This is a genomic window from Prosthecobacter sp. (assembly GCF_044222345.1).
GTDB lineage: Bacteria > Verrucomicrobiota > Verrucomicrobiia > Verrucomicrobiales > Verrucomicrobiaceae > Prosthecobacter.
Genome location: NZ_JBGANL010000009.1, coordinates 1 through 22,210, shown reverse-complemented (window position 1 = coordinate 22,210; position 22,210 = coordinate 1). Strand labels below are relative to the sequence as shown.

At 61.9% G+C, this 22,210-nt stretch carries 15 protein-coding genes; 10 read left to right on the top strand and 5 right to left on the bottom strand.

The window, feature by feature from the left end:
* The first annotated feature begins 30 nt into the window (after positions 1-30).
* From ACILSL_RS07165 to ACILSL_RS07150, 4 genes are all read left to right on the top strand, one after another.
* Positions 31-2,382 carry an alkaline phosphatase D family protein gene (locus tag ACILSL_RS07165; protein WP_395731319.1) on the top strand — a complete coding sequence of 784 codons (2,352 nt, stop codon included), beginning with the start codon at positions 31-33 and terminating at the stop codon, positions 2,380-2,382.
* Between the two features lie 139 nt (positions 2,383-2,521).
* Positions 2,522-4,267: a GDSL-type esterase/lipase family protein gene (locus tag ACILSL_RS07160; RefSeq protein WP_395731318.1), complete on the top strand. Its 1,746-nt coding sequence runs from the start codon at positions 2,522-2,524 to the stop codon at positions 4,265-4,267.
* 92 nt (positions 4,268-4,359) lie between these two features.
* Positions 4,360-4,824, top strand: a complete 465-nt coding sequence (locus ACILSL_RS07155; protein WP_395731317.1) for an SRPBCC domain-containing protein — start codon at positions 4,360-4,362, stop codon at positions 4,822-4,824.
* A 150-nt stretch (positions 4,825-4,974) separates the two neighbouring features.
* Positions 4,975-7,194: an NADP-dependent isocitrate dehydrogenase gene (locus ACILSL_RS07150; RefSeq protein WP_395731316.1), complete on the top strand. Its 2,220-nt coding sequence runs from the start codon at positions 4,975-4,977 to the stop codon at positions 7,192-7,194.
* A 287-nt stretch (positions 7,195-7,481) separates the two neighbouring features.
* On the opposite strand, the gene ACILSL_RS07145 is transcribed toward ACILSL_RS07150, so the two are convergent.
* Positions 7,482-9,017 (bottom strand): hypothetical protein, encoded by a 1,536-nt coding sequence (locus tag ACILSL_RS07145; protein ID WP_395731315.1) that lies wholly within the window; start codon positions 9,015-9,017, stop codon positions 7,482-7,484.
* Positions 9,018-9,197: 180 nt separating this feature from the next.
* On the opposite strand from ACILSL_RS07145, the gene ACILSL_RS07140 reads away from it, so the two are divergent.
* The 3 genes from ACILSL_RS07140 to ACILSL_RS07130 are packed head-to-tail and all read left to right on the top strand — an operon-like array spanning position 9,198 to position 13,054.
* Positions 9,198-10,625, top strand: coding sequence for a hypothetical protein (locus tag ACILSL_RS07140; RefSeq protein WP_395731314.1), 1,428 nt, complete (start codon positions 9,198-9,200; stop codon positions 10,623-10,625).
* On the top strand, positions 10,622-11,800 hold the full coding sequence (locus ACILSL_RS07135; RefSeq protein ID WP_395731313.1) for an enolase C-terminal domain-like protein: 1,179 nt from the start codon (positions 10,622-10,624) through the stop codon (positions 11,798-11,800). The genes ACILSL_RS07140 and ACILSL_RS07135 overlap by 4 nt, the downstream gene beginning before the upstream one ends.
* Positions 11,801-11,809: 9 nt before the next feature.
* Positions 11,810-13,054, top strand: coding sequence for an MFS transporter (locus tag ACILSL_RS07130; RefSeq protein WP_395731312.1), 1,245 nt, complete (start codon positions 11,810-11,812; stop codon positions 13,052-13,054).
* On the opposite strand, the gene ACILSL_RS07125 is transcribed toward ACILSL_RS07130, so the two are convergent.
* Entirely contained in the window at positions 13,051-14,460 is a 1,410-nt protein-coding gene (locus tag ACILSL_RS07125; RefSeq protein ID WP_395731311.1) for a PQQ-binding-like beta-propeller repeat protein, read from the bottom strand. The two genes, ACILSL_RS07130 and ACILSL_RS07125, sit on opposite strands and share 4 nt — an antisense overlap.
* Before the next feature lie 276 nt (positions 14,461-14,736).
* Positions 14,737-14,973: a hypothetical protein gene (locus tag ACILSL_RS07120; protein WP_395731310.1), complete on the bottom strand. Its 237-nt coding sequence runs from the start codon at positions 14,971-14,973 to the stop codon at positions 14,737-14,739.
* Between the two features lie 115 nt (positions 14,974-15,088).
* Between ACILSL_RS07120 and ACILSL_RS07115 the strand changes: the two genes are divergently transcribed.
* Positions 15,089-16,507, top strand: coding sequence for a DUF1501 domain-containing protein (locus ACILSL_RS07115; RefSeq protein ID WP_395731309.1), 1,419 nt, complete (start codon positions 15,089-15,091; stop codon positions 16,505-16,507).
* Between the two features lie 259 nt (positions 16,508-16,766).
* On the opposite strand, the gene ACILSL_RS07110 is transcribed toward ACILSL_RS07115, so the two are convergent.
* Entirely contained in the window at positions 16,767-17,927 is a 1,161-nt protein-coding gene (locus ACILSL_RS07110; RefSeq protein WP_395731308.1) for an acyltransferase family protein, read from the bottom strand.
* A 312-nt stretch (positions 17,928-18,239) separates the two neighbouring features.
* Here ACILSL_RS07110 and ACILSL_RS07105 point away from each other — a divergent pair, with 312 nt between their 5' ends.
* Positions 18,240-19,016 carry a formylglycine-generating enzyme family protein gene (locus ACILSL_RS07105; protein WP_395731307.1) on the top strand — a complete coding sequence of 259 codons (777 nt, stop codon included), beginning with the start codon at positions 18,240-18,242 and terminating at the stop codon, positions 19,014-19,016.
* Positions 19,017-19,366: 350 nt separating this feature from the next.
* A complete protein-coding gene (locus ACILSL_RS07100) occupies positions 19,367-20,305 on the top strand; it encodes a hypothetical protein (protein WP_395731306.1) in 939 nt (312 codons plus the stop codon).
* 238 nt (positions 20,306-20,543) lie between these two features.
* Here the strand turns inward: ACILSL_RS07100 and ACILSL_RS07095 are convergent.
* Positions 20,544-22,210: DUF1553 domain-containing protein (locus tag ACILSL_RS07095; RefSeq protein WP_395731305.1), on the bottom strand; the 1,667-nt coding region annotated here is incomplete at its 5' end.

Below are 22,210 nucleotides of genomic sequence, written 5' to 3'. Positions count from 1 at the left end.
ACGGCCCCTCGTCATCGTTGCATCACACTCATGAAACGAAATATCTCCCGACGCACTGGACTGAAGCTCATGACGGCAGGAACCCTCATGGGCCTTGGTGCCCGTGACAGTGCCACTGCCGCACCGTCCAAGCCCGCAGCCTTAGGGGATGCCTGGTCCAAAACGCATGACCGCGTGTTTCTCGGCGGGGAGTTCTGGGCCAACCCCATGGAGGACTGGCACGTGAGCGAAGGCGGTGCGGAGTGCCTGAGCATGGGCGGCGGACGCAGCGTGCATGCGCTGACGCATCAACTAACGCAAAACGGTGGCTTCACGATGAGCGTAACGCTGACGCGGCTGGAGATCGGCAAGTCCGATGGCGGTGCGGGCTTCCGCATCGGCCTGCGCAGCGAGATCAATGAGCACCGCAGCAACTGCTTCGTGCAAAAAGGCATCAATGCCGGATGGCAGGGCGATCAGCTCGTGCTGGGGCCAAAAACCACGCCACTCAAAGACGGCAGCGTTTTGAAGCAGGTGAAGGTAACGCTGAAAGGAGCAACAGAAGCGGACAAAAGTCTTTTGGTGCTGACCGCCTACGACGTGAATTCCGGAGCAGAGTTGGGAACAGTCATGCATCCATTCGGGGCGAATGAAATCCTCGGCAATGTGTCGATCGCCAACAACTTCGCCGCTGGTGCGGTCGCGGGTGCCAAGAAGAACAAAGCCAAGGCTGGTGCGGCTGGCGCAGGGCGCTACCGGTTTCAAAACTGGACCATGGAGGGCAATGCCTTCACCGTGACAACAGGCAACCAGTTTGGGCCGCTGCTGTGGTCGATGTATTCGCTGAGCGATTCGCGCACGGACGAGGGCTTTGTGATGAAGCTCAGCGCGCTGACCGGGCCGATGGGCGCGAAGGACAGCCAGATCGTGGAGCTGCTGGTGAAGAAGAGCGGCGCATGGAAATCGCTCGGCGAGGCAAAGCTGGATCCCGATGCGTGGGTGGCGGCGTTCCGCATTCCGAAGTGGGATGCGAAGCAGGCCACTCCCTACAAGGTGGTGTATCGCGAGAAGCACACGGACGGCAGCGAGACGCCGCATGAGTGGACCGGCACGATCAAGGCCAACCCTGAAGGCCGCCCGCTGCGTATGGCGGCGCTGACTTGTCAGAACGACTACGGCTTCCCCTATGCGCCCGTGGCGGAGAATCTGCTGAAACTCGATCCCGATCTCGTCTTCTTCTCCGGCGATCAAATCTATGAGAACCACGGCGGCTTTGGCATCATCCGCACGCCCGCAGAGCCTGCCATCCTGAACTACCTGCGCAAATTCTACCAACACGGCTGGGCCTTCCGCGAGGTGATGCGCAATGCCCCCACTCTCTGCCTGCCGGATGACCATGACGTCTTTCAGGGCAACATCTGGGGCGAAGGCGGCAAGAAGATGGACGTAGGAGACTCAGGCGCCTCCTCCAAAGGCGGCTACATCGAGCCTGCGCGCATGGTCAATGTGGTGCACAAGACGAATGTGGCCCACCATCCGGATGCGTATGATCCCAAGCCGGTGCTGCAGGACATCAGCGTGTATTACGGCGACATGGTCTATGGCGGCGTGAGCTTCGCGATCATCGCAGACCGCCAGTGGAAGAGCGGGCCGGAGCATGTGGACACGGGTGCTGGCCGCGCTGACCACGTGCCTGATGCGAACTTCGACACTTCGAAGCTCGACAAGCCGGGCCTCGTGCTGCTGGGAGAGCGCCAGGAGGAGTTTCTCAAAAAATGGGCGCAGGACTGGCGCGGGCACACGCTGAAGGCCGTGCTGAGCCAGACGGTGTTTGCGAATGTGGCGACGCATCATGGCGGGCCGGATGGTTATTTGAAGGCCGATCTCGATTCCGGCGGCTGGCCGCAGACGCCGCGTAATCGGGCGGTTGAAATCATGCGCCCCTCCATGGCGCTGCATATCAATGGCGACCAGCACCTGACCACGCTGACGCAGTATGGCGTGGACAAGCAGCGCGACAGCAACTGGTCCTTCTGCACTCCCGCCATCTCCGCCGGTTATCCGCGCTGGTGGCGGCCGGATGAGCTCAAGATGCCGCATGAGAACCGGCCCAAGCATGGCCTGCCGGATACCGGCGAGTTCCTCGACGGCCTCGGCAACAAGGCCTACGTGTACGCCGTGGGCAATCCCGTGGTGGGCCAGGCGGCGAACCGCTACGAGAAAGCGCATGAAAAAGGCAGCGGCTTCGGCTTCATCACCTTTGACACGGTGAAGAAGACCTACTTCATCGAGTCCTTTCGTTTCCTCATCGACGCCGCCGACGGCAAGCCTGACAATCAGTTCCCCGGCTGGCCTGTGACGCTTCAGCAGAAGGAAAATCGCGGTGAGAATGTGATCGCATGAGGAAGATGGGGGCGGGCAGTCCTGCGCGCGAAAGGAGGCGTCTTTTACGGGCGAAAGTCTCCGTGCTGCCGCTGGTCTGCTTGCTGAACCAGAGCGCCTTGAGTACAAGCTCCTGTTTTAATGCGTAGAATACACCACCATGAGATTACTATCCCCTCTGCTGCTGCTCGGCATCACCGCCACGGCTTTCGCCGTGGACTCACCTACGCTGCACCCCAAGGCGGCGGCGCTGCCCTTCACGCATCAGGGGCCGTTTGTCACCACGGCTGACGGTGGTGTGCTGTGCATCGATGCTAAGAACGCACTGCGCAGCACGGATGAAGGCCGCACGTGGAGCAGCATACCGTTGTTTGCGGAGGCAAAGAAGTTCAACGTGAGCAACGAGCGCGCCCTCCTGCGCACGCGCGAGGGGGTGATCATCTCCGCGTGGATGAACGGTGCGGAACGCAAGGAACCCAAAGGCTGGCACTGGGGCGAGCCGGGCGTGGACTGGAAGGCTTTCGTATTGCCGACTTATTCCTGCCGCAGCACGGACGATGGCAAAACCTGGGAGAAGCCCGTGCTGCTCAGCACGCCGTGGTGCGGCTGCATCCATTCGATGATCCAGATGAAGTCAGGGCGCATCGTGCTGGTGGGGCAGGAAATCATTCCGCAGTGGCGGCATGCCACCGTCATGTGGGCTTCGGACGATCTCGGCAAAAGCTGGCAGCGCGGCGACATGCTCGACTACGGTGTCGGCACGCATGATCATGCGGGCTCCCTCGAAGGCAGCGTGATCGAGCGCAAAGACGGCTCGCTTTACCTGCTGCTGCGTACGGAGTCGGGCTTTCTGTGGGAGGCGACTTCGCGCGATGGCCTGAAATGGACCGGCTTGAAGCAGACAAACATTGCCTCCGTCACCTGCTGCCCGCAGATGGCGCGTTTAAGCGATGGCCGCATCGCGCTGCTGTGGAATGCGCCGCCGCGGCATGATCCGAAGAGCGGCTCCAGCCGCGTGGAGCTGTCGCTTGCGTTTTCAGACGATGAAGCGGCCACTTGGTCCAAGCCGGTCATCGTGGCGGCGAATTACGTGCCGGGCGGGCGCGTGTCCTACCCTTACCTTTACGAGCGCAAGCCGGGTGAGTTGTGGATCACCACCATGCAGGGCGGTCTGCGCATGAAGGTCAACACCGCAGACCTCGGTGCCAGTGAGATCCCAGTCTTTGTCCCGCCGCCCAAGGCGGAGCCGAAACCCGGCGGCATCGTCATGTTTGGCGATTCCACCACCGCGCCGCGCGGCAGCCTGAAGGTGTATGCCACACGGGTGGAAACGATGCTGCAAAGCATCGGCTCCTCGCTCGGCGTGCACAATGCGGGCATCGGTGGCAACACCACGCGGGACGCGCTCAAGCGCCTGCAAACCGACGTGCTGAAATACCAGCCACGCATCGTGGTGATGCAGTTCGGCATCAATGACTCCGCAGTCGATGTGTGGAGAAATCCGCCTGCCACCACGCCCCGCGTGCCCCTGGCCGAATACCTCGACAACCTTCGCCGCATGATCGTCGCCGCACAGCAGGCGAAGGCCAAGGTCATCCTCATGACCACCAATCCCCTGCGCTGGACCTCCAAGCTCAAGGATGTCTATGGCAAACCGCCCTACAATCCCGCTGCCGAAGACGGTTTTGATTCTGCCACCCTGGCCGGATACAATGAAGCCCTGCGCAAACTCGCTGCGGAGTTGAAAGTGCCGCTGGTGGATGTCCGCGCCGCCTACCCGGAGTTTGCGGCGAAGCACCAGACTACCATCGAAGGCATGCTGCTGGACGGCATGCACCCGAATGACCTCGGCCAGCAGCTCGTCGCAGAGATGCTGGTGCCTGCCATCCGCGGAGTTTTGCGGTGAACTGAAAGATTGCACTCAAGCCTGTCAGAAAATCGTGCTTGCATATTTAACCAAAAGGTTAACAAATGGCACCACACCGCCATTCAACACTCATGACCACCACCGAAAACGACACTCTGAAAGTCACACGCCTCTTCAAAGCCCCGCGCGAGCGCGTGTTTGCCGCCTTCACCACCGCCGAGTCCATGAACCAATGGTTTGGCTGCGGCGGCAAGACCACCACCTGCACCACGGACTTCCGCGTCGGTGGCAGCTACCGCCTCGTCACCCATGCCCCGGAAAGCGGTGAGACCTTCATCGTCACGGGCGTCTATCGTGAGATCACGCCGCCAGCCAAGGTGGTTTTCACCTGGACATACGAGGGCGATGGAGAATGGGCAGGCTTCGAATCGGTCGTGTCGGTGGAGTTCATCGCCAGCGGTGATCAAACCGAGCTGCGCCTCACCCAAAGCGGCTTCCCATCGGCGGAAAGCCGGGGCAATCACAGCCAGGGCTGGAACACCTGCCTGGACAAAATGGACGCGCTGCTCATGGGCCAGCCAGCGCCTGCGTGCTGAGTCGGCGCATTGCCTATGCAGCATCTGCGGAGAAGCGGGCCCCAAACGGGTCCGCTTCTCTTGTTTTCAGTGAGCCGCGACGCACCTTGGGATTGCGTTGGAGCGTGGTCGCGTTTAGCTCTTACGCTCTCAATTCTCCCCCTCTAAATTATGTCCGCGAAGATCATTTATACCCTGACCGACGAAGCTCCCCTGCTGGCCACCTTCTCGTTCCTGCCCATCGTGCAGGCCTTCACGAAACCCGCCGGCATCACAGTCGAAACGCGCGACATCTCCCTGGCTGGCCGCATCCTGGCAAACTTCCCCGATTTCCTGACGGATGCGCAGAAGCAGTCCGATGACCTCGCCTACCTTGGCAAGCTCTGCCAGGAACCGACGACGAACATCATCAAGCTGCCAAACGTCTCCGCCTCCCAGCCGCAGCTCAAGACCGCCATCGCCGAGCTGCAGAGCAAAGGCTACGCCGTGCCGAGCCTGCCTGAGAATCCGCAGACCGACGCCGAAAATGACATCAAGGCCCGCTACGCCAAGGTCATGGGCAGCGCCGTCAACCCTGTGCTGCGCGAGGGCAACAGCGACCGCCGTGCACCGAAGGCTGTGAAAGACTATGCCAGGGCGCACCCGCACTCGATGGGCAAGTGGAGCGCCGACTCCAAGACCAGCGTGGGCACCATGGGCAAGGACGACTTCTTCTCCAATGAGAAATCCGTCTGCGTGCCTGCCGCCACCGACGTGAAGATCGAGTTCATCGGCAAGGACGGCACCACCAAGGTGCTGAAGGACAAGACCCCGCTCAAGGCCGGCGAAATCCTCGATGCCACGCTCATGAGCAAGAAGGCGCTCGTCGCCTTCATCGAAAGCCAGATCGCCAAGGCCAAGGCGGACGGCGTGCTCTTCTCTCTGCACATGAAGGCCACCATGATGAAGGTGAGTGACCCCATCATCTTCGGCCATGCCGTGCGTGTTTTCTTCAAGGATCTCCTCGCCAAGCACGCCGCTGCATTCGCTGAAATCGGTGTCGACCTGAACAACGGCTTTGGCGATCTCGTCGCAAAGCTTTCCAAACTGCCAGCGGACAAGAAGGCCGAGATCGAGGCCGACATCCAGGCCGCCTACGCCAACGGCCCCGCGCTGGCCATGGTGAACAGCGACAAAGGCATCACCAATCTGCATGTGCCGAGCGACGTCATCGTCGACGCCTCCATGCCTGCGATGATCCGCGGCGGTGGCAAAATGTGGAACGCCGCCGGCAAGGAGCAGGACACGCTCGCTGTCATCCCCGACAGCTGCTACGCCGGTGTGTATCAGGCCGTGATCGACTTCTGCAAAAAGAACGGCGCGCTTGATCCCAAGACCATGGGCAGCGTGCCCAACGTGGGCCTCATGGCCCAGGCCGCCGAAGAGTACGGCAGCCACAACAAGACCTTCGAAGTCCCCGCCGACGGTACCGTCCGCGTGACCGACAGCGCAGGCGCTGTGCTCCTTGAGCACGCCGTTGAAGCTGGCGACATCTGGCGCGCCTGCCAGACCAAGGACGCGCCGATCCAGGACTGGGTGAAACTGGCCGTCAAACGCGCCCGCGCCTCCGGCACGCCTGCCATTTTCTGGCTCGACAAGGCCCGCGCCCATGACGCCCAGATCATCGCTAAAGTGGAGAAGTATCTCAAAGATCACGACACCAGCGGCCTCGACATCCGCATCATGACGCCTGCCGAAGCCTGCACCTTCTCGCTCGAGCGCATCGTCAAAGGTGAAGACACCATCTCCGTCACCGGCAATGTGCTGCGTGACTACAACACCGACCTCTTCCCGATCCTCGAAGTCGGCACCAGCGCCAAGATGCTTTCCATCGTTCCCCTCATGAACGGCGGCGGCCTGTTTGAAACCGGTGCCGGCGGCTCCGCGCCGAAGCACGTGCAGCAGTTCCTCGAAGAAAACTACCTCCGCTGGGACAGCCTCGGCGAGTTCTTCGCGCTCGCTCCGAGCTTCGAGCACATTGCCGAAAACTTCAGCCTGCCCAAGGCCAAGGTGCTCGCAGACACCCTCGATGCCGCCACCGGCAAGTTCCTCGAAAACGACCGCAGCCCCGGCCGCAAGCTTGGCACCATCGACAACCGCGGCAGCCACTTCTACCTCGCCCTCTACTGGGCGCAGGCCCTGGCCGCCCAGACCGCCGACGCCGAACTGCAGGCCAAGTTCAAGCCCATCGCCGAAGAACTCACCGCCAACGAAAGCAAGATCGTCGCCGAACTCCTCGCCGTGCAGGGCAACCCCGTCGAAATCGGCGGTTATTACAAGCCCGACCTTGCCAAGGCCGATGCCGCGCTGCGCCCGAGCGCGACGTTCAATGCGATTTTGGCGAAGGTGTAAAAGCCTGCGCGTTGAGAAAATGATGCGAATGAGTCTGTGAAGGCACAGGCTCATTCCATGCTTCAGAGTGAGAGCGATTCCCATGACTGATCACCACAGGTCCGGAAGCGCGTAGAGCTGGCACAACCGTAGCCGTGGGTGCCAACCCACGGAACCGTAATGACCATGTCCTTCAAACCACGTGGAACCGCGCAGCGGTGACACAAGCCTCCGCCAATTCTATCGGCGACATTGGGTCGCTATTCTCTCAAGAAATCATGACCCGAGGCAGTTTGGGTAAACCGGCCCTACTCAAACTTGATCGAGTACAAATCCGCGTCGTTCAGCACAAACCGCAGCTTCACGGTTTTCCCCGCGAGTGAACTCACATCACCACCGCTTTTCCAAGTCACCGTGCGGTTGATGGAATCGCCGAAGACGGGCTGCGCTTCGGCGAGCGTGAATCCAGGAATGGGTTTGCCGGCAGCATCCTGCATCTCCACCTGAATGCCGCCCGCAGCGGAGCTGGCGAAGTTCAGCGTGAGCGCTTTGCCGGTGAAGGTGATCGCCTTGGTGGTCAGCTCGCCCCCGCTCATCGGAGCGCGGATGGAGACGAAACCGTCGAGGCGCAGGGTGTAGCGGCGCAGGGCGCTGCTCTTGCCGGTCCAGTAGCTTTCGGTGGCGTAGAGGCTCAGCTCATTGGGGGCGCCTTCCAGCGCGGACTTCGTCTCCACCGGATGCCACGCGATGTACTGATGTCCGTAGTTCCAAGTGCCGGGGCGCTCGATGCCGGGCGGCAGGAAGGCGTCGTTGTAGCGTTTGAATTTCACCCCGTCGCGGCTGCTCATGAACAAGCCTTCGGTGATGGCCATGCCGTAGCGGTCGCTGGCTTTGGAGCGCCATTCGCGGTGCTCACGCTCGGGCAGCGCGCGCATGCTGTCAGACCAGCCGCGCTCGGTGTAGCGCGTGGGAAAACCCAGCAGCAGATGCGGCGCGCGGTGGTAGGGCTTCACCTGGTTGGTGTAAAGCTGCTCGCTGGGTGAATCCACGTAGCTGAGGTCCTGCTGGTTTTCCCAGTGGATAAAATCCTTCGAAGTCGCGGTGCGGATGGCGCGGTCCCCCGAGGGCTTCCAGTTCTTTTCATCCGTGGTGCCGCTGGTGAAGTAGCGCCAGTAGGCGCGGTACTGGCCGCTGTGTGCATCCCAAAACGCGAGGTTCTGCGAATCAAACGCGCCGTCCGTAATGACAGGCGCATCCGCCATCGGCGACCACCGCAGGCCGTCGGGCGATTTCAGCGCGAGCAGTCCCTTCGGCGAATTCGAGCGCACGATGGCCTTGTACTTCGCATCCGCAGGCGCGGCGGGATTCTCGTCTTTGAAGATCGCAGGATGACCGCCATCGGGGTTCACCTTGCCCATTTTGCCATGGGGAATGACGATGTTGTTGGCCTTCGAGCCTTTGAAGTCATGCAGGCCCAGCTCCGGCTTGCGCCAGTGGATGCCGTCATCACTCTCCGCATAGCAGGTAAAGAGCGGATGCTCGCCCGTGTTCACCTTGCCCGGTGCTGTCACGGTGAGCTGCCAGCTTTTGTAGTACATGCGGTACTTGTCTCCATCTTTGAAGACACTGTGATAGCCGCTGCCGCTGCCCTCCCACGGCAGGTCATGCTCCAGCGCGATTTCCTGAATCTGCGGATGATGCAGCAGTCGCTCCGCCTTGCCGCTCAGTTTCTCGATCAAAAGATCATCCACAAACAGCTCGCGACGAGAGCCGATGTCGATGGCGTCGGCAGCAAATGCAGAGAAGGAGCAAAGAACCAGGCAGGAAGAGAGAATCAGCTTCATAACAGAACTACGCAGCCAGACAGTCAAATAATCTCTGGTATGATAAACAGACCAGAAGCACAGGCCGGCAGCTTCATGGCAGAACGAAGCAGCCGACGGTAAAATAATGACGGGTAAAAGGATGTTTTGAAGGATTCCGGCCTTTCCATCATTTTACCCTTGATCATTCTACCGAGCCCCATGCGCCAGCCCTCCCGCACCGAAGACCCTGCACCACAAAGCCGCTGCCGTTTTGCGCTGGCATGGTGTGACATCACCCCGCCTTCGGACATCTATCACCGCATGTGGGGCGCGGCGAAGCATGAACGCGCCACGGGAGTACACCGGCCGCTGCGGGCCACGGTGGCGGTGTTTGCGCCCATGGAAGGAAAGCAGCGGCAGATCCTCCTCGCGCTGGATCATTGCGTGATGGGTGCCACCGAGCACGCGCAGCTCGTCGCGCAAACCGCCGCGACCGGCGGCGTGGCATCGGAAGAGCTGCTCGTGGTGTTTTCCCACACCCATGGCGCAGGTCTCATGGGACTGGACCGGGCCTCGCTACCCGGCGGCGATTTGATCCCGCCCTACCTGCATGCTCTGGGCGAGAAAGCAGGCCGGCTCGTGAAGCAATGCATCGCCTCTCTGGTGCCAGCGGGCATCGTCTATGGCCGTGGCCGCTGTAGCCTCGCCACACAGCGCGACTTCTGGGACGGCAGCCAGTTCATCTGCGGTCATAATCCCGGCGTGCCTGCGGATGACAGCGTGATCGTGGCACGCGTAACCGCGGATGATGGGCGCGTGCTCGCCAGCATCTTGAACTACGCCTGCCATCCCACCACACTCGCGTGGGAGAACACGCTCATCAGCCCCGATTACATCGGCGCGACGCGCGAGCTCGTGGAGCGCGAGACCTCCGCGCCATGCCTCTTTCTGCAAGGTGCCAGCGGCGAACTCGGCCCGCGCGAGGGCTTCGTGGGCGACACCGCCGTGGCGGACCGCAATGGCCGTGAGCTGGGTTACGCCGCGCTCTCCACCCTCACCGCGCTGCCCGCCGCTGGCACCACCTTCGTTTATCAAGGTGCCGTCGTCTCCGGTGCCACCCTTGGCGCATGGAAACATGAAAAGATCGACCTCGACACCAAAGCCGGGTGGAAGCAGCAACGCTGGCACGAGCCGCTGCACTACCGCCCCGGCCAGCCCACCGTGGCGCAGGTGCAGGCAGAACTCGATGAATTCCAAGCCGCCGAGGCCGCCGCGCATACCGCTGGGGATGCATCGCGCGCGGCCGAATGCCGTGCGATGGCCGAGCGCAAAACGCGCCTGCTGCATCGCCTCAAACAGCTCCCCGATGGCGACCGCTACCCGCTGCAAGTCGTCCTCTGGCACATGGGCGATGCGGTGTGGGTGGGTGTGCAGGGAGAGAGCTACAGCCTCCTGCAAACCGAACTGCGCCGTCGTTTTCCGGATAAAATAGTCCTCGTGGCCACCATCGCTGCGGACTGGGGCGCCTCCTACCTGCCACCGCGTGAGCTTTACGACACCGGCATTTATCAGGAGAGCATCGCTGTGGTCGCGGCAGGCAGCCTGGAGCAGTTGATCGAATCCCTTTCCAACCACATCGCCTCATGAAAATCACCGCCATCGAAACACTCGTCTGCCACGCGCGGATGCGAAACTGGATCTTCGTCAAAGTCGTTACCGATCAGCCCGGTCTCATCGGTTGGGGAGAGGCGACGCTGGAGTGGCACACGCGCAGCATCGTCGGTGCCATCGAAGACATGTCGCACCTTCTCATCGGCGAAGACCCCACGCGGGTGGAGTACCTGTGGCAGATGATGTACCGGCAGCACTTCTGGCACGGGCACGGCATCGTGCGTGCCACGGCCATCGCGGGCATCGATCTCGCGCTGTGGGACATCGTCGGCAAGGTGGCGAACATGCCGCTCTCCAAAGTCTTTGGCGGTCCGGTGCGTGATTTTGTGCGCACCTACTGCCACCTCGGCGGCGGCAAGATGGAGGACTTTTATCAAACACCCGCCGACAACGCCAAACGCTTTGCCGAGCTGGCGCAGGCTGCCGTGGCGGATGGCTACACCGCCTTCAAAAGCATGGCGGTGCCCAGCACGATGCCCATCGAAGGCCAGAAGCCCGTGCGCGCCGCCGCCGCTGCTGTGGCCGCCATGCGCGAGGCTGTGGGACCGGACATCGACATCATGGTCGATTGCCATGCGCGACCCTCGCCCGCGATGGGGCTAAAATTTGGCAAAGCCCTGGACGACTTCGGCCTCTACTTCTTTGAGGAGCCCTGCTGGCCCGAATGCGTGGACGGACTCGCCCGCATCAATGCCGCACTCACCACCCCCGTGGCCAGCGGCGAGCGCGTGACGAACCTGGAGGCGTTCAAGGACATGTTTGAAAAACGCGCCGTCGAGATCTGCCAGCTCGACATCACCCACTGCGGCGGGCTGAGCGCCGCCAAACGCATCGCCGCGCTGGCGGAGGCGCACCGCATCTCCCTCGCACCGCACAATCCACAGGGACCTGTCAGCACCGCCGCCTCTTTGGAGTTCGGCTTTTCACAGCCCAGCTACATCATCTGCGAAACCGTGCACAACGATGTGCCATGGCGGCAGGACGTGGTGGAGGAAGGATTCACCATCGAAAAAGAAGGCCGCATCGTCCGCCCCAATACCAAGCCCGGACTCGGCATCACGATCAACGAAGCGGAGGTGAAAAAACACCCCTTCCAGCAGGAGATCGTGCTGCGCGAATTCGGCTCCGATGGCGGCGTGACGGACTGGTGATTTCCCGCCATGAAACCCACCCGCACACGCTTCATCGTCCTCGCAGGTATCTGCGCGGGGGCGGCGCTGGCGTATTTCACGCGCAACGGCGTGGGACCGGCGGAGAGCACGATCCGTGCGGAGCTCGGCATCACCAAGGAGCAGTCCGGCCTGCTCATGAGCTCGTTCTTCTGGCCGTATGCGCTGTGTCAGATCCCTGCGGCCATGCTGGCGCAGCGGCTGGGATCGCGCTGGGCCTTGTCACTGTATGGCGTGCTCTGGTCACTGGCCACGGCCTGCCTGGCCTGGGGAAATCTGGCGGTGATGACGGGTGCACGCGCCTTCATGGGCATGGCGCAGGCGGGACTGGTGCCGGTGGGTACGACGGTGATGGCCCGCTGGTTTCCACGCACGGCCCAGGCCTCGGCCTCCGGGGCGTTCAGCGGCTTCATGTCTGTTGGCAGCATCATCGCCGCGCCGCTGACAGCCTGGCTCGTGGTGAGCATCGGCTGGCGCTGGATGTTCGTGGGGTATGCCGTGCCCGGCGTGCTGTGGGCGGCGTGGTTTGCAGTTTGGTACCGGAACCGGCCAGCAGAGCATCCGGCGGTGAATGCTGCGGAGCGTGCGCAGATTGAGCAGGACGCTCCGCATGAGGCCGCAGAAACTCCGCGCGTGCCTTGGGGTCTGCTGCTGCGCAGCCCTGCACTGTGGTGCCTGTGCCTCCAGCAGTTCTGCCGTGCTGCGGGTTACATCTTTTTTGCCAGCTGGTTTGCCACCTACCTGCAGGAGGCACGCGGCGTGACCATTCTCGGCTCCGGCTGGCTCACCACGCTGCCACTGCTGGCAGATGTGACGGGCTGCATGGCCGGCGGCCTGCTGTCAGACGTGCTGCTGCGCCGCACGGGCAGCCAGCGCCTCGCACGGCAGGGTCTGACCGCCACCGCCCTGCTGTTATGTGCCGGATTGATTTTCTGCGCTTGGTTTGTCGCGAATCCGGTCATCGCCGTGCTGGTGATCAGCGCGGGCATGTTCTGCGCCGCCACCGCCAATCCCTGCCTCGGCGCCACCGTGATGAACCTCGGCGGCCCCCACGTGGCCACGCTCAGCGCCACGACCAACATGTGCGGCAATCTGGGTGCCGCCGCGTTCCCGATCCTCGTGCCCTGGCTGCTGGCCCACGCCGGTGGCTGGAATGCCGTGCTGGCCGGCTTTGGCGCGCTCTACATCATTGCCGCCGTGTTCTGGCTGCTGCTGCGAAACGAGCGCGTCTGCTAGCCGCCAAACGCGCACAGGTGCTTGTTGGTGCGCACGTAGATCACACCATCCACAATCGCTGGCGAGGCGAAGACCGGCTCCTTGAGATCGTTCTTCGCCAGCACCTTCAGCGTGTCGCTCGCCGCATCCATCACGGAGATCACCCCGCGTTGGGACGTCACATACACATGCCCATCAGCGGTCACGGCGGAGGCGTAGTACTCGCCGGAGGCATCAAGGCGCTCCGCTTGGAAGATCGGGCTGCCACTCTTGGCATCATAGGCGGACGCCAGACCACCACCTTTCACGGTGAAGATGCGCCCGTTGCTGACGACGGGAGAAAACACATAGGGCAGATGTTTCGACTGCCGCCAGACTACGTGCGTGTCCGTGATGTCGCCGCTGCCGCCGGCCTTGATGGCGAAGAGCTGGTTCGCCGCCTGCGCAAACATCGCGCGCATGGCGTCATATTCGGCCTGGGTGACTTTGCCGTCCTTGTCGGCATCGATGATCGTGAAACGGTCGCGCAGCGGGCCGGCGGGAAACTCCGCTTCACTGAGTGTGCCGTTTTTGTCGGCGTCATGGGCGGCCGTGAAGGTGTCAAAGGCCTCCATCTCCACACGGTCGTCCGGATCTCCGCCCACGTTCCAGCTGCAGAGGAGCAGCACATCCCCCATGGCCACGGGGCTGGTGTTGGACACGCGCGACATGCCGCCGGTGGACCAGCGCTGCCTGCCGTCCTTGATGTCGTAGCTGCGCGTCCAGAGCGATCCGCTCACCACCAGTTCCTCGATGCCATCATGCCGCCACACAAAGGGCGTGGAAAAGCTGCGGCGGAATTCGCTGCGGTCCACGTGCCACACCTGCTCACCCGTCTTCACATCCAGCGCGATCATGTAGCTGCCCACGTCCTGATCCGCGACGATGATGACCTTGCCATCCGCAATGATGGGCGAGGCGCTGGTGCCAAACTCCACGACCGGCGCAGGCAGCGGCTTCTGCCACAGCACTTTGCCATTCCAGTCATATGCCAGCACACCGTAGGAGCCGAAGTAGGTGATCAACCGCTCGCCATCCGTACAGCACGTCGGTGTGGCAGGACTGCCGATGCGGTGCGCGCCTTCGACCTTCTCCGCCGGAGCCGCCGCCCGCCACAACTCATGCCCATCCTTCCGGCTCAGACAAAACGTCACCAGCTTGCCGGCATCGAGTCCCGTGAGCGCGATCTTGTCCTGCCAGATGCACGGAGACGAATGCCCAAACGGCACCTCCACCTGCCACTTCAGATTTTTATTCACGCCGAACTCCACCGGCGGTTTCCCCGTGCCGAGCCCCAGCCCGCCCTCACCCCGAAACTGCGGCCAGTTGGATTCAGCGAAGACAGGGGTGATGAGAAGCGCAGAGAGAAGGAGGTGGCGGAGCATCATGGGGATAAGAAGCGGTCCAAGCGCATGAGTCTTTCGAGCTTCTGTGGTTTCAGCGGAGCGCGGACTTTATTCCGCAGCACTCCATCGAAGAGCAGAAACGCTTCAGACCAGTTGATGAACTGAAATCGCTGCCGTGAACACGATCTTATTTGATCAAGCCAACCTGCCTGGCTGCCACCCGGCGGATGCGAAAAACCACACCTCTGGTGGTGTGGGAGACGGACCTGGCGCAAATCTCGTCAGGGCTGTTCGATCTGTGAATTTTTGCGCCACACCCTAGCCGCCCGCCAGCCAGGTCTGAAACGCAGCCTCCGCACGCTGCACCATTTCGGCCTGATTACGCCGCAGATCGCTGAACTGATTCCACGCCGTCAGATCCTGCTTGGACCCGGTGCCTTCGATCTCAGCGATGAATTCGTTCACCAGCTCCAGCTTGTCGCTGTGCTGCTCACGCAGGTAGGTTTTGCAGGCCACGCCCGTCTCATGCAGTCGATTTTTGGTTCCCAGTGCCATGGGGTATTGATAAGGTGGCCTTTTGGCTGTGCAACAAGGACTCCGACCTCCTGTTTCACAGGAACAGGGCTGCTTGGCGCAATCTCAGCCCCCGTCTGCACGTTTCATCCAGCGCATGTCCACGCCCGCCTTCCTCGATGTCTCCCGCCGCCAGTTTTTCCGGCAGTCCGGGCTGGGCCTTGGGTCCATGGCGCTGGGGTCGATGCTTGCACGTGATTTGCCTGCTGCCGCCGCTCTGGCGGGTCCACGACCCCACTTTGCGCCGAAGGCCAAGCACATCATCTACCTGCACATGATCGGCGCGCCCTCGCAGCTCGATCTCTATGACTACAAGCCGCTGCTGCAGAAGATGGACGGCCAGACCTGCCCGGCGGAACTCACCAAGGGCAAGCGCTTTGCCTTCATCGGCGGGGAGCTGAAGCTGGCGGGCACGGAGTTCCAATTCCAGCGTCATGGCCAGAGCGGACTGGAGCTCAGCGAACTGCTGCCGCACCTCGGCACCGTGGCGGATGACATCTGCGTGGTGAAGTCCCTGCACACGAATGAGATCAATCACGCCCCGGCGCAGATGTTTCTGCACACCGGCTTTGGCCAGGGCGGGCGGCCCAGCCTGGGCGCATGGGTCACCTACGGTCTCGGCACGGAAAACCGCGACCTGCCTGCCTACGTGGTGCTCCAGTCCGGCCCTCCCGGCGGCGCGGGTTCCACGCTCTGGAACACCGGCTTCCTGCCCAGCGTGTACCAGGGGATTCCCTTTCGCGGCAGTGGCGAGCCCGTGCTCTTCCTCGGCAATCCGCCGGGACAAAGCACGAAAGACCGCCGCCATGTGCTGGATGCGGTGAAAGCTCTCAATGAGCAGCAGTTCGACATCGTGGGAGATCCCGAGATCGCCACGCGCATCAGCCAGTACGAGATGGCCTACCGCATGCAGGCCAGCGTGCCGGAGCTCATGGACATCTCACGCGAGAACAAGGCCACGCTGGACATGTACGGCGCGCAGCCCGGCAAGGCCTCCTTTGCCAACAACTGCCTGCTGGCCCGCCGCCTGATCGAGCGCGGCGTGCGCATGGTGCAGCTCTTTGATTCCGACTGGGACCACCATGGCGGCCTCAAGCGCGCCCTCACCGCCAAAGCGAAGGACGTGGACCAGCCCATGGCGGCGCTGGTGCGCGACCTCAAGCAGCGCGGCCTGCTGGATGAAACCCTCGTGATCTGGGGTGGCGAATTTGGCCGCACTCCGCTGCGCCAGGGCGCGAATGGAGACGGCGTCAAAACCTCCCCTGGCCGCGACCACCACAAAGACGCCTACACGATGTGGATGGCTGGCGGCGGCACCCGGCCCGGCACCGTGTACGGCAAGACCGACGACTTCGGCTTCAACATCGCCGAAAACCCCGTCCATACCCACGACCTCAACGCCACCGTGCTCAACCTTCTAGGTCTCGACCACGAACGCCTCACCTTCCGCTACCAAGGCCGCGACTTCCGCCTGACGGACGTGCATGGGGAGCTGGTGCCGGGGATTTTAGCGTGACTGAAGGGTGCGATGGCGTGCCCTCTTTTGGATACCCAAAAAGGTGAAGCGCCGTGAGCTGATGGGCTGCTGAGAACCTGTTAACGTCTGGCTTCGACGCTTGCAGGCATGCACTGGCTGGCTTTTGCCTCACTCTTCCCGAAAAGTTAACAACAGGCTCCAGGGGGCGGGAATGAGGCCACCTGCTGTTTTTGGGCAGGAGTTCAATGGATTCAGGGACTGCCCAATCGTTGCTGCCGGGATGGCGATGCCTTGGGGATCAGAGGCGCAGGAAAATCTTCCGGCGGTACATCCAGTACACGGCGAGGGTGATCAGGAGAAGGCTGGGCACGCCGGTCATGATGCTCTGCATTTCGGGGCCGAACATGAGCACGTAGCGCTGGCCGAGGTGGGTTTTCACGGTCTCGGCGAGCCAGACTTCCAGGGTGTGGCGCATGAGGTAGAAGGCGAGGGGATTCATGCCGATGACGATGAAGAGGAAGGCCCAGCGACGGTGCTGCTTCACATCGACGAGCTGGTGGAAGGCGGCGAGGAGGAGCATGCAGATGCCGCCGCTGAGGAAGACCCAGGCAGGGGTCCACAGGTGCTTGACGATGGGACAGACGCCGCCGTAGTGAAGGGCGAGTGCGGCGAGGAGACTGGCCACGCCGGTCATGAGGAGGCGGCGGAGGGGGGCGTCGTTGTTTTTGATCCAGGTGCCGGCGATGAGGCCGAGGATCATGGAGGAGATGGTGGGGATGAAGTTGAGGGTGGTGTAGCCGCCGAGCCAGCCGACATAGGGGGAGGTGCGGGGGAAGTGGTTGAGGAGCCAGATGTCGAAGGCCCAGCCGGCGTTGCGGTTGTGGTTCCAGCGGGCAAAAAATCCGTCGAAGTCCTGAGTCCAGCCTGCCGGGACGTTCCAGGCGGAGGGGTCGGCATGCGGGGGGATGACGGGGTGAAGGACGTAGATGAGCCAGTGCAGCAGGAGGAAGGCGGCAAAGGCGATCACTCGCGTGCGGGTGCCGCAGAAGGCGAGGGCGAACACGGGCAGGTAGGCCAGGCCCATCTGGGTGAGGGTTTCGTCGAAGGTCCAGAGGGTCATCTGGCGACCGAGGCTGTGGATGAAGATGCCAAGGAGGACGAGGACGAGGGCACGCCAGACGGCGTGCCGGGTCATCTGGCCTCGCGTGTCGCCTTTGGCGGCACGGGAGGAGAGGCTGAAGACCATGGAGACACCCATGAGGAAGACGAAGGATGGCATGAGGAGATCATGCAGCGAGCAGCCGGTCCAGGGGACATGGGAGGTGTGGAAGTGGATGAAACGCCAGACGGGGCTGCCGGGGTAACGCGCGGCCACTTCGTCGAGAAGGAGCAGCTCGTGAAGGCCGATCATGAACAGCGCGATGCCGCGATAGACATCGAAGGAGGCAAGGCGTTGCATCGGAAGCAAACGGACCGTTCAGGGACTGTTTCGCTCGTGGGGAGAAATTACCCGGAGATTTATATCTCCAACCCCATGAAAATGAGCTCTCTGCGTGAGCATTACCGGGAGCGGTGATCTTTTGCCGGATTCGGCGCTCCCAGTACGGAGTGTGGCGGCGTGCCAGTCTTTAGCGTGTGTTTGAGGTGCGGTGCGCCGGGGGGGTGTGAAAACGAGCGATGCCACGCCTTAACCGAGTGTCATGCATGCCTGGCAACCGGCCCCTGGCAGTTTAAGCGTGACAGGTCGTTCGCTAGGTTGTTCTTCTGGGGAATGAAATTGGCTTCAATGATACTGCTGGTGGGTTTGGGGATGGTGGCGGATTCCGCGTGGGGAGCAGACGCGGTGGTGAACTCTTTGGGGATGAAGTTTGTGGCGGTGCCTGGAACGAAGGTTTGGATGTGCATCCATGAAACGCGGAAGGGCGATTATGCGGCCTATGCGAAGGAGCGTCCGAAGATCGACATGTCGTGGCAGAAGATCGAGGCCTATGGGGTGCCGGTCAGCGAGGGGGATGATCACCCGGTGGTGAATGTGAACTGGGAGGATGCGGTGGCGTTTTGTGAATGGCTCAGCCAGAAGGAGGGCAAGGTGTACCGGCTGCCGACGGATCGGGAGTGGAGTTATGCGGCGGGCATTGGGACGAAGGAGGAAAAGGGACTGACTCCGGAGCAGCTGGATGCGAAGCTGAAGGAGTTTTATCCGTGGGGAAAAACGTGGCCGCCGCCGACGGGGGTGGCGAATCTGGCGGACACGGCGGGGGCAGCGAAGATTCCGGGACTGGCGGTGGTGCCGGGATACACGGACGGTTTTGTGACGACGGCGCCGGTGATGAGTTTCAAGCCGAACAAGCTGGGCCTCTATGATCTCAGTGGCAACGTGTGGGAATGGTGTGAGGACTGGTATAACAAATCGCGCAAGGCGAGAGTGCTGCGCGGCGGATCGTGGGGCTATGACCCGCTGAGCCTGCTGTCGTCCGACCGGGTGTATCACGCGCCGTCCACGCGGGATATGTATCGGGGATTCCGGTGTGTGTTGGTGAGGCCTTGAGGGGGGGAGTTTGCGGTTGTTGGCGATGGTTGGCCGTTGTTTGCGGTGGTTGCCCAGCGGTTCGCGGAACTCATTTCCGGGGGGCGGGGCTTGGGGACGTTCGGCTTGCCGCAGAGGGGCAATGAAGCAGAGGTGGCAGAGATTGAAGAGGGCTGCGGAAATTTGAGAAGTGACGGAGGGCAGGATGGCGATGGTGAATGGCTGGGTCGCTGTCAGGAGGCGGAGCTGCGGTGGGGAGAGAGGGGGACGCTGAGGGGAAGATGGGATCGGGCACGAGCCTCGACCGTACAAAAGCGCTTCCCTTGCGGCTGCAAAGATGCCTATTCTTCGCCGTACACTGATCCAACTCCATGACTGCCACCGCCTCAGACTCCGCCCCGACCTGCAACGAAGAATGGGAAAAGCAGGGCTTGTTCTTCGAGTATGGCAGCGCGGCGAATCCGCGCATGCCCAAGATCGGCATTGAGGTGTTTCCGCCCTCGATGCATCACGTTGCCGAGAGCCAAATCATTCCATTGGATCTGTCCCAGAAGCTGCAAACCAGCCACCCTGCGACGGGGCCGAATCTGCTGGCGCATTTCGTGCACATCGCGGCAGGTGAGGAGCTGGCCACCTCCAGCCATGCGAGCAGCCAGGTCTTTTATGTGATTCGCGGCGCGGGTTTCAGCGTGATCGATGGCAGGAAGCTTAGCTGGAAAACGGGCGATTTGTTTGCGCTGCCAGTCACCGGCGAGATCCGGCACTGCGCGAGTGAGGACAGCGCCTTCTATTGGGTGAACGACCAGCCGCTGATGGATTTCCTGGGTGCCAAGCCCACCCGCCCGAGGTTCCGGCCGCTGTATTTCTCCCGTGAGCTGCTGACGAGCGAGCTGGAAAAGGTGCGAAAGGAAAACGAGGGGAAGGACAAGAACCGCAACGGCATCCTGCTGGCGAATCCTGACTGCCCGCAGACGAAGACGCTCACGCACACCATGTGGTCGCTCTACAATCTGCTGCCTGCGAAAAGCAAACAGAAGGCCCACCGACACAACTCGATCGCGCTCGATTTCGCCGTGAAGGCCACGGACGGCGTTTACACCATGATCGGCCGTGATCTGGATGCCGATGGCAACATCATTGACCCCGTCCGCGCCAACTGGGTGGCCGGTGGAGCCTTTGTGACGCCCCCCGGCTGGTGGCACTCGCATCACAACGAAAGCGACGAGGACGCCATCGTCCTGCCGGTGCAAGATGCGGGTCTGCACACGTACATGCAGACGCTCGACATCCAGTTTGCGCATGGGTATTGAGCGGGGCGTTATGCAGGCCATGTCGGGTGGCGCACAAAGAAGGCCTCGCGGCTGGGGCGTCGAAGATTCCCGGACTGGTGGTGGTTCCGGGATACAGGGACGGTTTTGTGACCACAGCGCCGGTGATGAGTTTCAAGCCAAACAAACTGGGGCCTCTATGATCTGAGCGGTGCTCGGCGGGGTGTCTCAGGCGCAGAAGCGTCTGGACGCCCTCAAATAAGATCGTCATGGCAGTTCCTTACTGATTGAAGATGAACTGCCGGGTGTTGACCAGTGCGTAGATCAGGTCTTCCACGGTGCTGAGGCCCTTGTCCTGGGCCTGAATGCAAAGGTCTTTTTCCCTGGCGGTGGGCTTGCGGGAAAGCACGGCCATGTAAGCGGCGTCAATTTTTTCGTCGGCAGAGCTGGCCCTGCCCACGGTGAGCATGAGCTGGCTGTAGCGGCCGACGATTTGCGGGAGGAGCTCACTGTTCATCAATGCGAGAGCCTGGGGGACCGAGGCTTCACTGTTGCTGTTCTCAATGAATTCCCGGTCGCTCTGACCAAATTCGCGCAGGAAATGACCGCGCGGGGCGGGGCTTTCGAGTTCCGCTGCGCGCAGCCATTGCTTGGACTGCCTGGAGCGAGAACGGAAGTAGTCCCGCCACTGCGTCCGGGGGATGGCATAGTACGTGGCCTCTTCGCTCCAAGCCCTTGTCTCAGCTTCGGCGACCGCCGTCCTGGTCATCTTGATCTTGCCATCCCCGGCAGCGGCCATCGCGCGCCCGTCGTTGGCAGCGCCGGCCGCCTGCATGCCGGCACTGGGGGTGGCTTGAACCGGAAGCTCCCGACCAGGTTCATAAGCGATGGTCTCGAAGGGCTTGCCGGTGACTTTCTCGAACAGCTTTTTTTGGCCGGGAATGATCACTTCCGTCATGACGGTGTGGCGGGCATTGCTATAAAGGGTGGTGATCTCACGGCTGATGGATTTAACTTTCGCATTGCACTCAGCAGCGCGGCTGATGGCAGCCTTTTGTTCAGGTCCGGTGACTTTGGTGGCGATGGATTGGTATTTTTTGGCCTCATCGCGGGCCTCCGCCATCAGCTTCTGCATGGCCTCCAGACCTTCCGGCTGCTCCTGATACTTCTTGGCGGCGGCTTGAATGCTCTTGAGCGTCTCAGCGGGACCGGCGATCTTTTCCACAGCCAGCCGGCGCTGCTCCAAGTATTCGAGGGCGGTCATGTTTAGCCTGTCGGGATCCGGGTTGATGAGCGTCACAAAGCTGTCCCACAACTGCTCGGCGGTCATGCGGCGCAGCAGCGGGCCGGTGAAGTGGCAGGCAGTCCCGGGCGCCACCTCCTCGTGGGAGGCCTGGCGCTGGTAGGTGCTCGTGTTGAAAAGGATGCGCAGATACGCCTTCATGTCGTAATTCAGGCTCACCATCAGCTTTTCAAGATGGCTCAACAATTCGGGATTCACCGCCACGGTATTGTCTGTGAGATCGTCCAGCGGCTCGATCAGGGCGAGGCCGAAGGCTTTTTTCCACAGGCGATTGACGACGACCCTGTTGAAGCGGTCGTTGTCGGGATTCGCCAGCCAGCGTGCGTAAGCCTGGACCCGTGTTTCACCTGGCAGAGGTGTGCATGCATGGCCCGTCATGAAAGCCGCTTCCACGACGGATCTGGGCTTCGCATCGTCATACTGGTAATTCGGTGGCAGAGTGATCTTGCGCTTCTCGTCAAAGGTCACCTTGGGATAGTGCGGGTTGCCACGAGGCAGGGCCTGATTGTATAAACGCTCAGCTTGGTGCAAGGCCTCTTCGGCCTCCTGGCGTGCCCGCCCCACTTTCTCCCTTTCCGTCCAGTAAGCGAGACGGTCGGCCTCAGTGGCCGGGTTTTTGGGCCATGCAGGCTGTTTGAACGTGG

Coding starts and splice junctions, on each gene's coding strand:
- ACILSL_RS07165 (WP_395731319.1), top strand. CDS start 31: ATGAAACGAAATATCTCCCGACGCACTGGACTGAAGCTCATGACGGCA.
- ACILSL_RS07160 (WP_395731318.1), top strand. CDS start 2,522: ATGAGATTACTATCCCCTCTGCTGCTGCTCGGCATCACCGCCACGGCT.
- ACILSL_RS07155 (WP_395731317.1), top strand. CDS start 4,360: ATGACCACCACCGAAAACGACACTCTGAAAGTCACACGCCTCTTCAAA.
- ACILSL_RS07150 (WP_395731316.1), top strand. CDS start 4,975: ATGTCCGCGAAGATCATTTATACCCTGACCGACGAAGCTCCCCTGCTG.
- ACILSL_RS07145 (WP_395731315.1), bottom strand. CDS start 9,017: ATGAAGCTGATTCTCTCTTCCTGCCTGGTTCTTTGCTCCTTCTCTGCA.
- ACILSL_RS07140 (WP_395731314.1), top strand. CDS start 9,198: ATGCGCCAGCCCTCCCGCACCGAAGACCCTGCACCACAAAGCCGCTGC.
- ACILSL_RS07135 (WP_395731313.1), top strand. CDS start 10,622: ATGAAAATCACCGCCATCGAAACACTCGTCTGCCACGCGCGGATGCGA.
- ACILSL_RS07130 (WP_395731312.1), top strand. CDS start 11,810: ATGAAACCCACCCGCACACGCTTCATCGTCCTCGCAGGTATCTGCGCG.
- ACILSL_RS07125 (WP_395731311.1), bottom strand. CDS start 14,460: ATGATGCTCCGCCACCTCCTTCTCTCTGCGCTTCTCATCACCCCTGTC.
- ACILSL_RS07120 (WP_395731310.1), bottom strand. CDS start 14,973: ATGGCACTGGGAACCAAAAATCGACTGCATGAGACGGGCGTGGCCTGC.
- ACILSL_RS07115 (WP_395731309.1), top strand. CDS start 15,089: ATGTCCACGCCCGCCTTCCTCGATGTCTCCCGCCGCCAGTTTTTCCGG.
- ACILSL_RS07110 (WP_395731308.1), bottom strand. CDS start 17,927: ATGCAACGCCTTGCCTCCTTCGATGTCTATCGCGGCATCGCGCTGTTC.
- ACILSL_RS07105 (WP_395731307.1), top strand. CDS start 18,240: ATGAAATTGGCTTCAATGATACTGCTGGTGGGTTTGGGGATGGTGGCG.
- ACILSL_RS07100 (WP_395731306.1), top strand. CDS start 19,367: ATGACTGCCACCGCCTCAGACTCCGCCCCGACCTGCAACGAAGAATGG.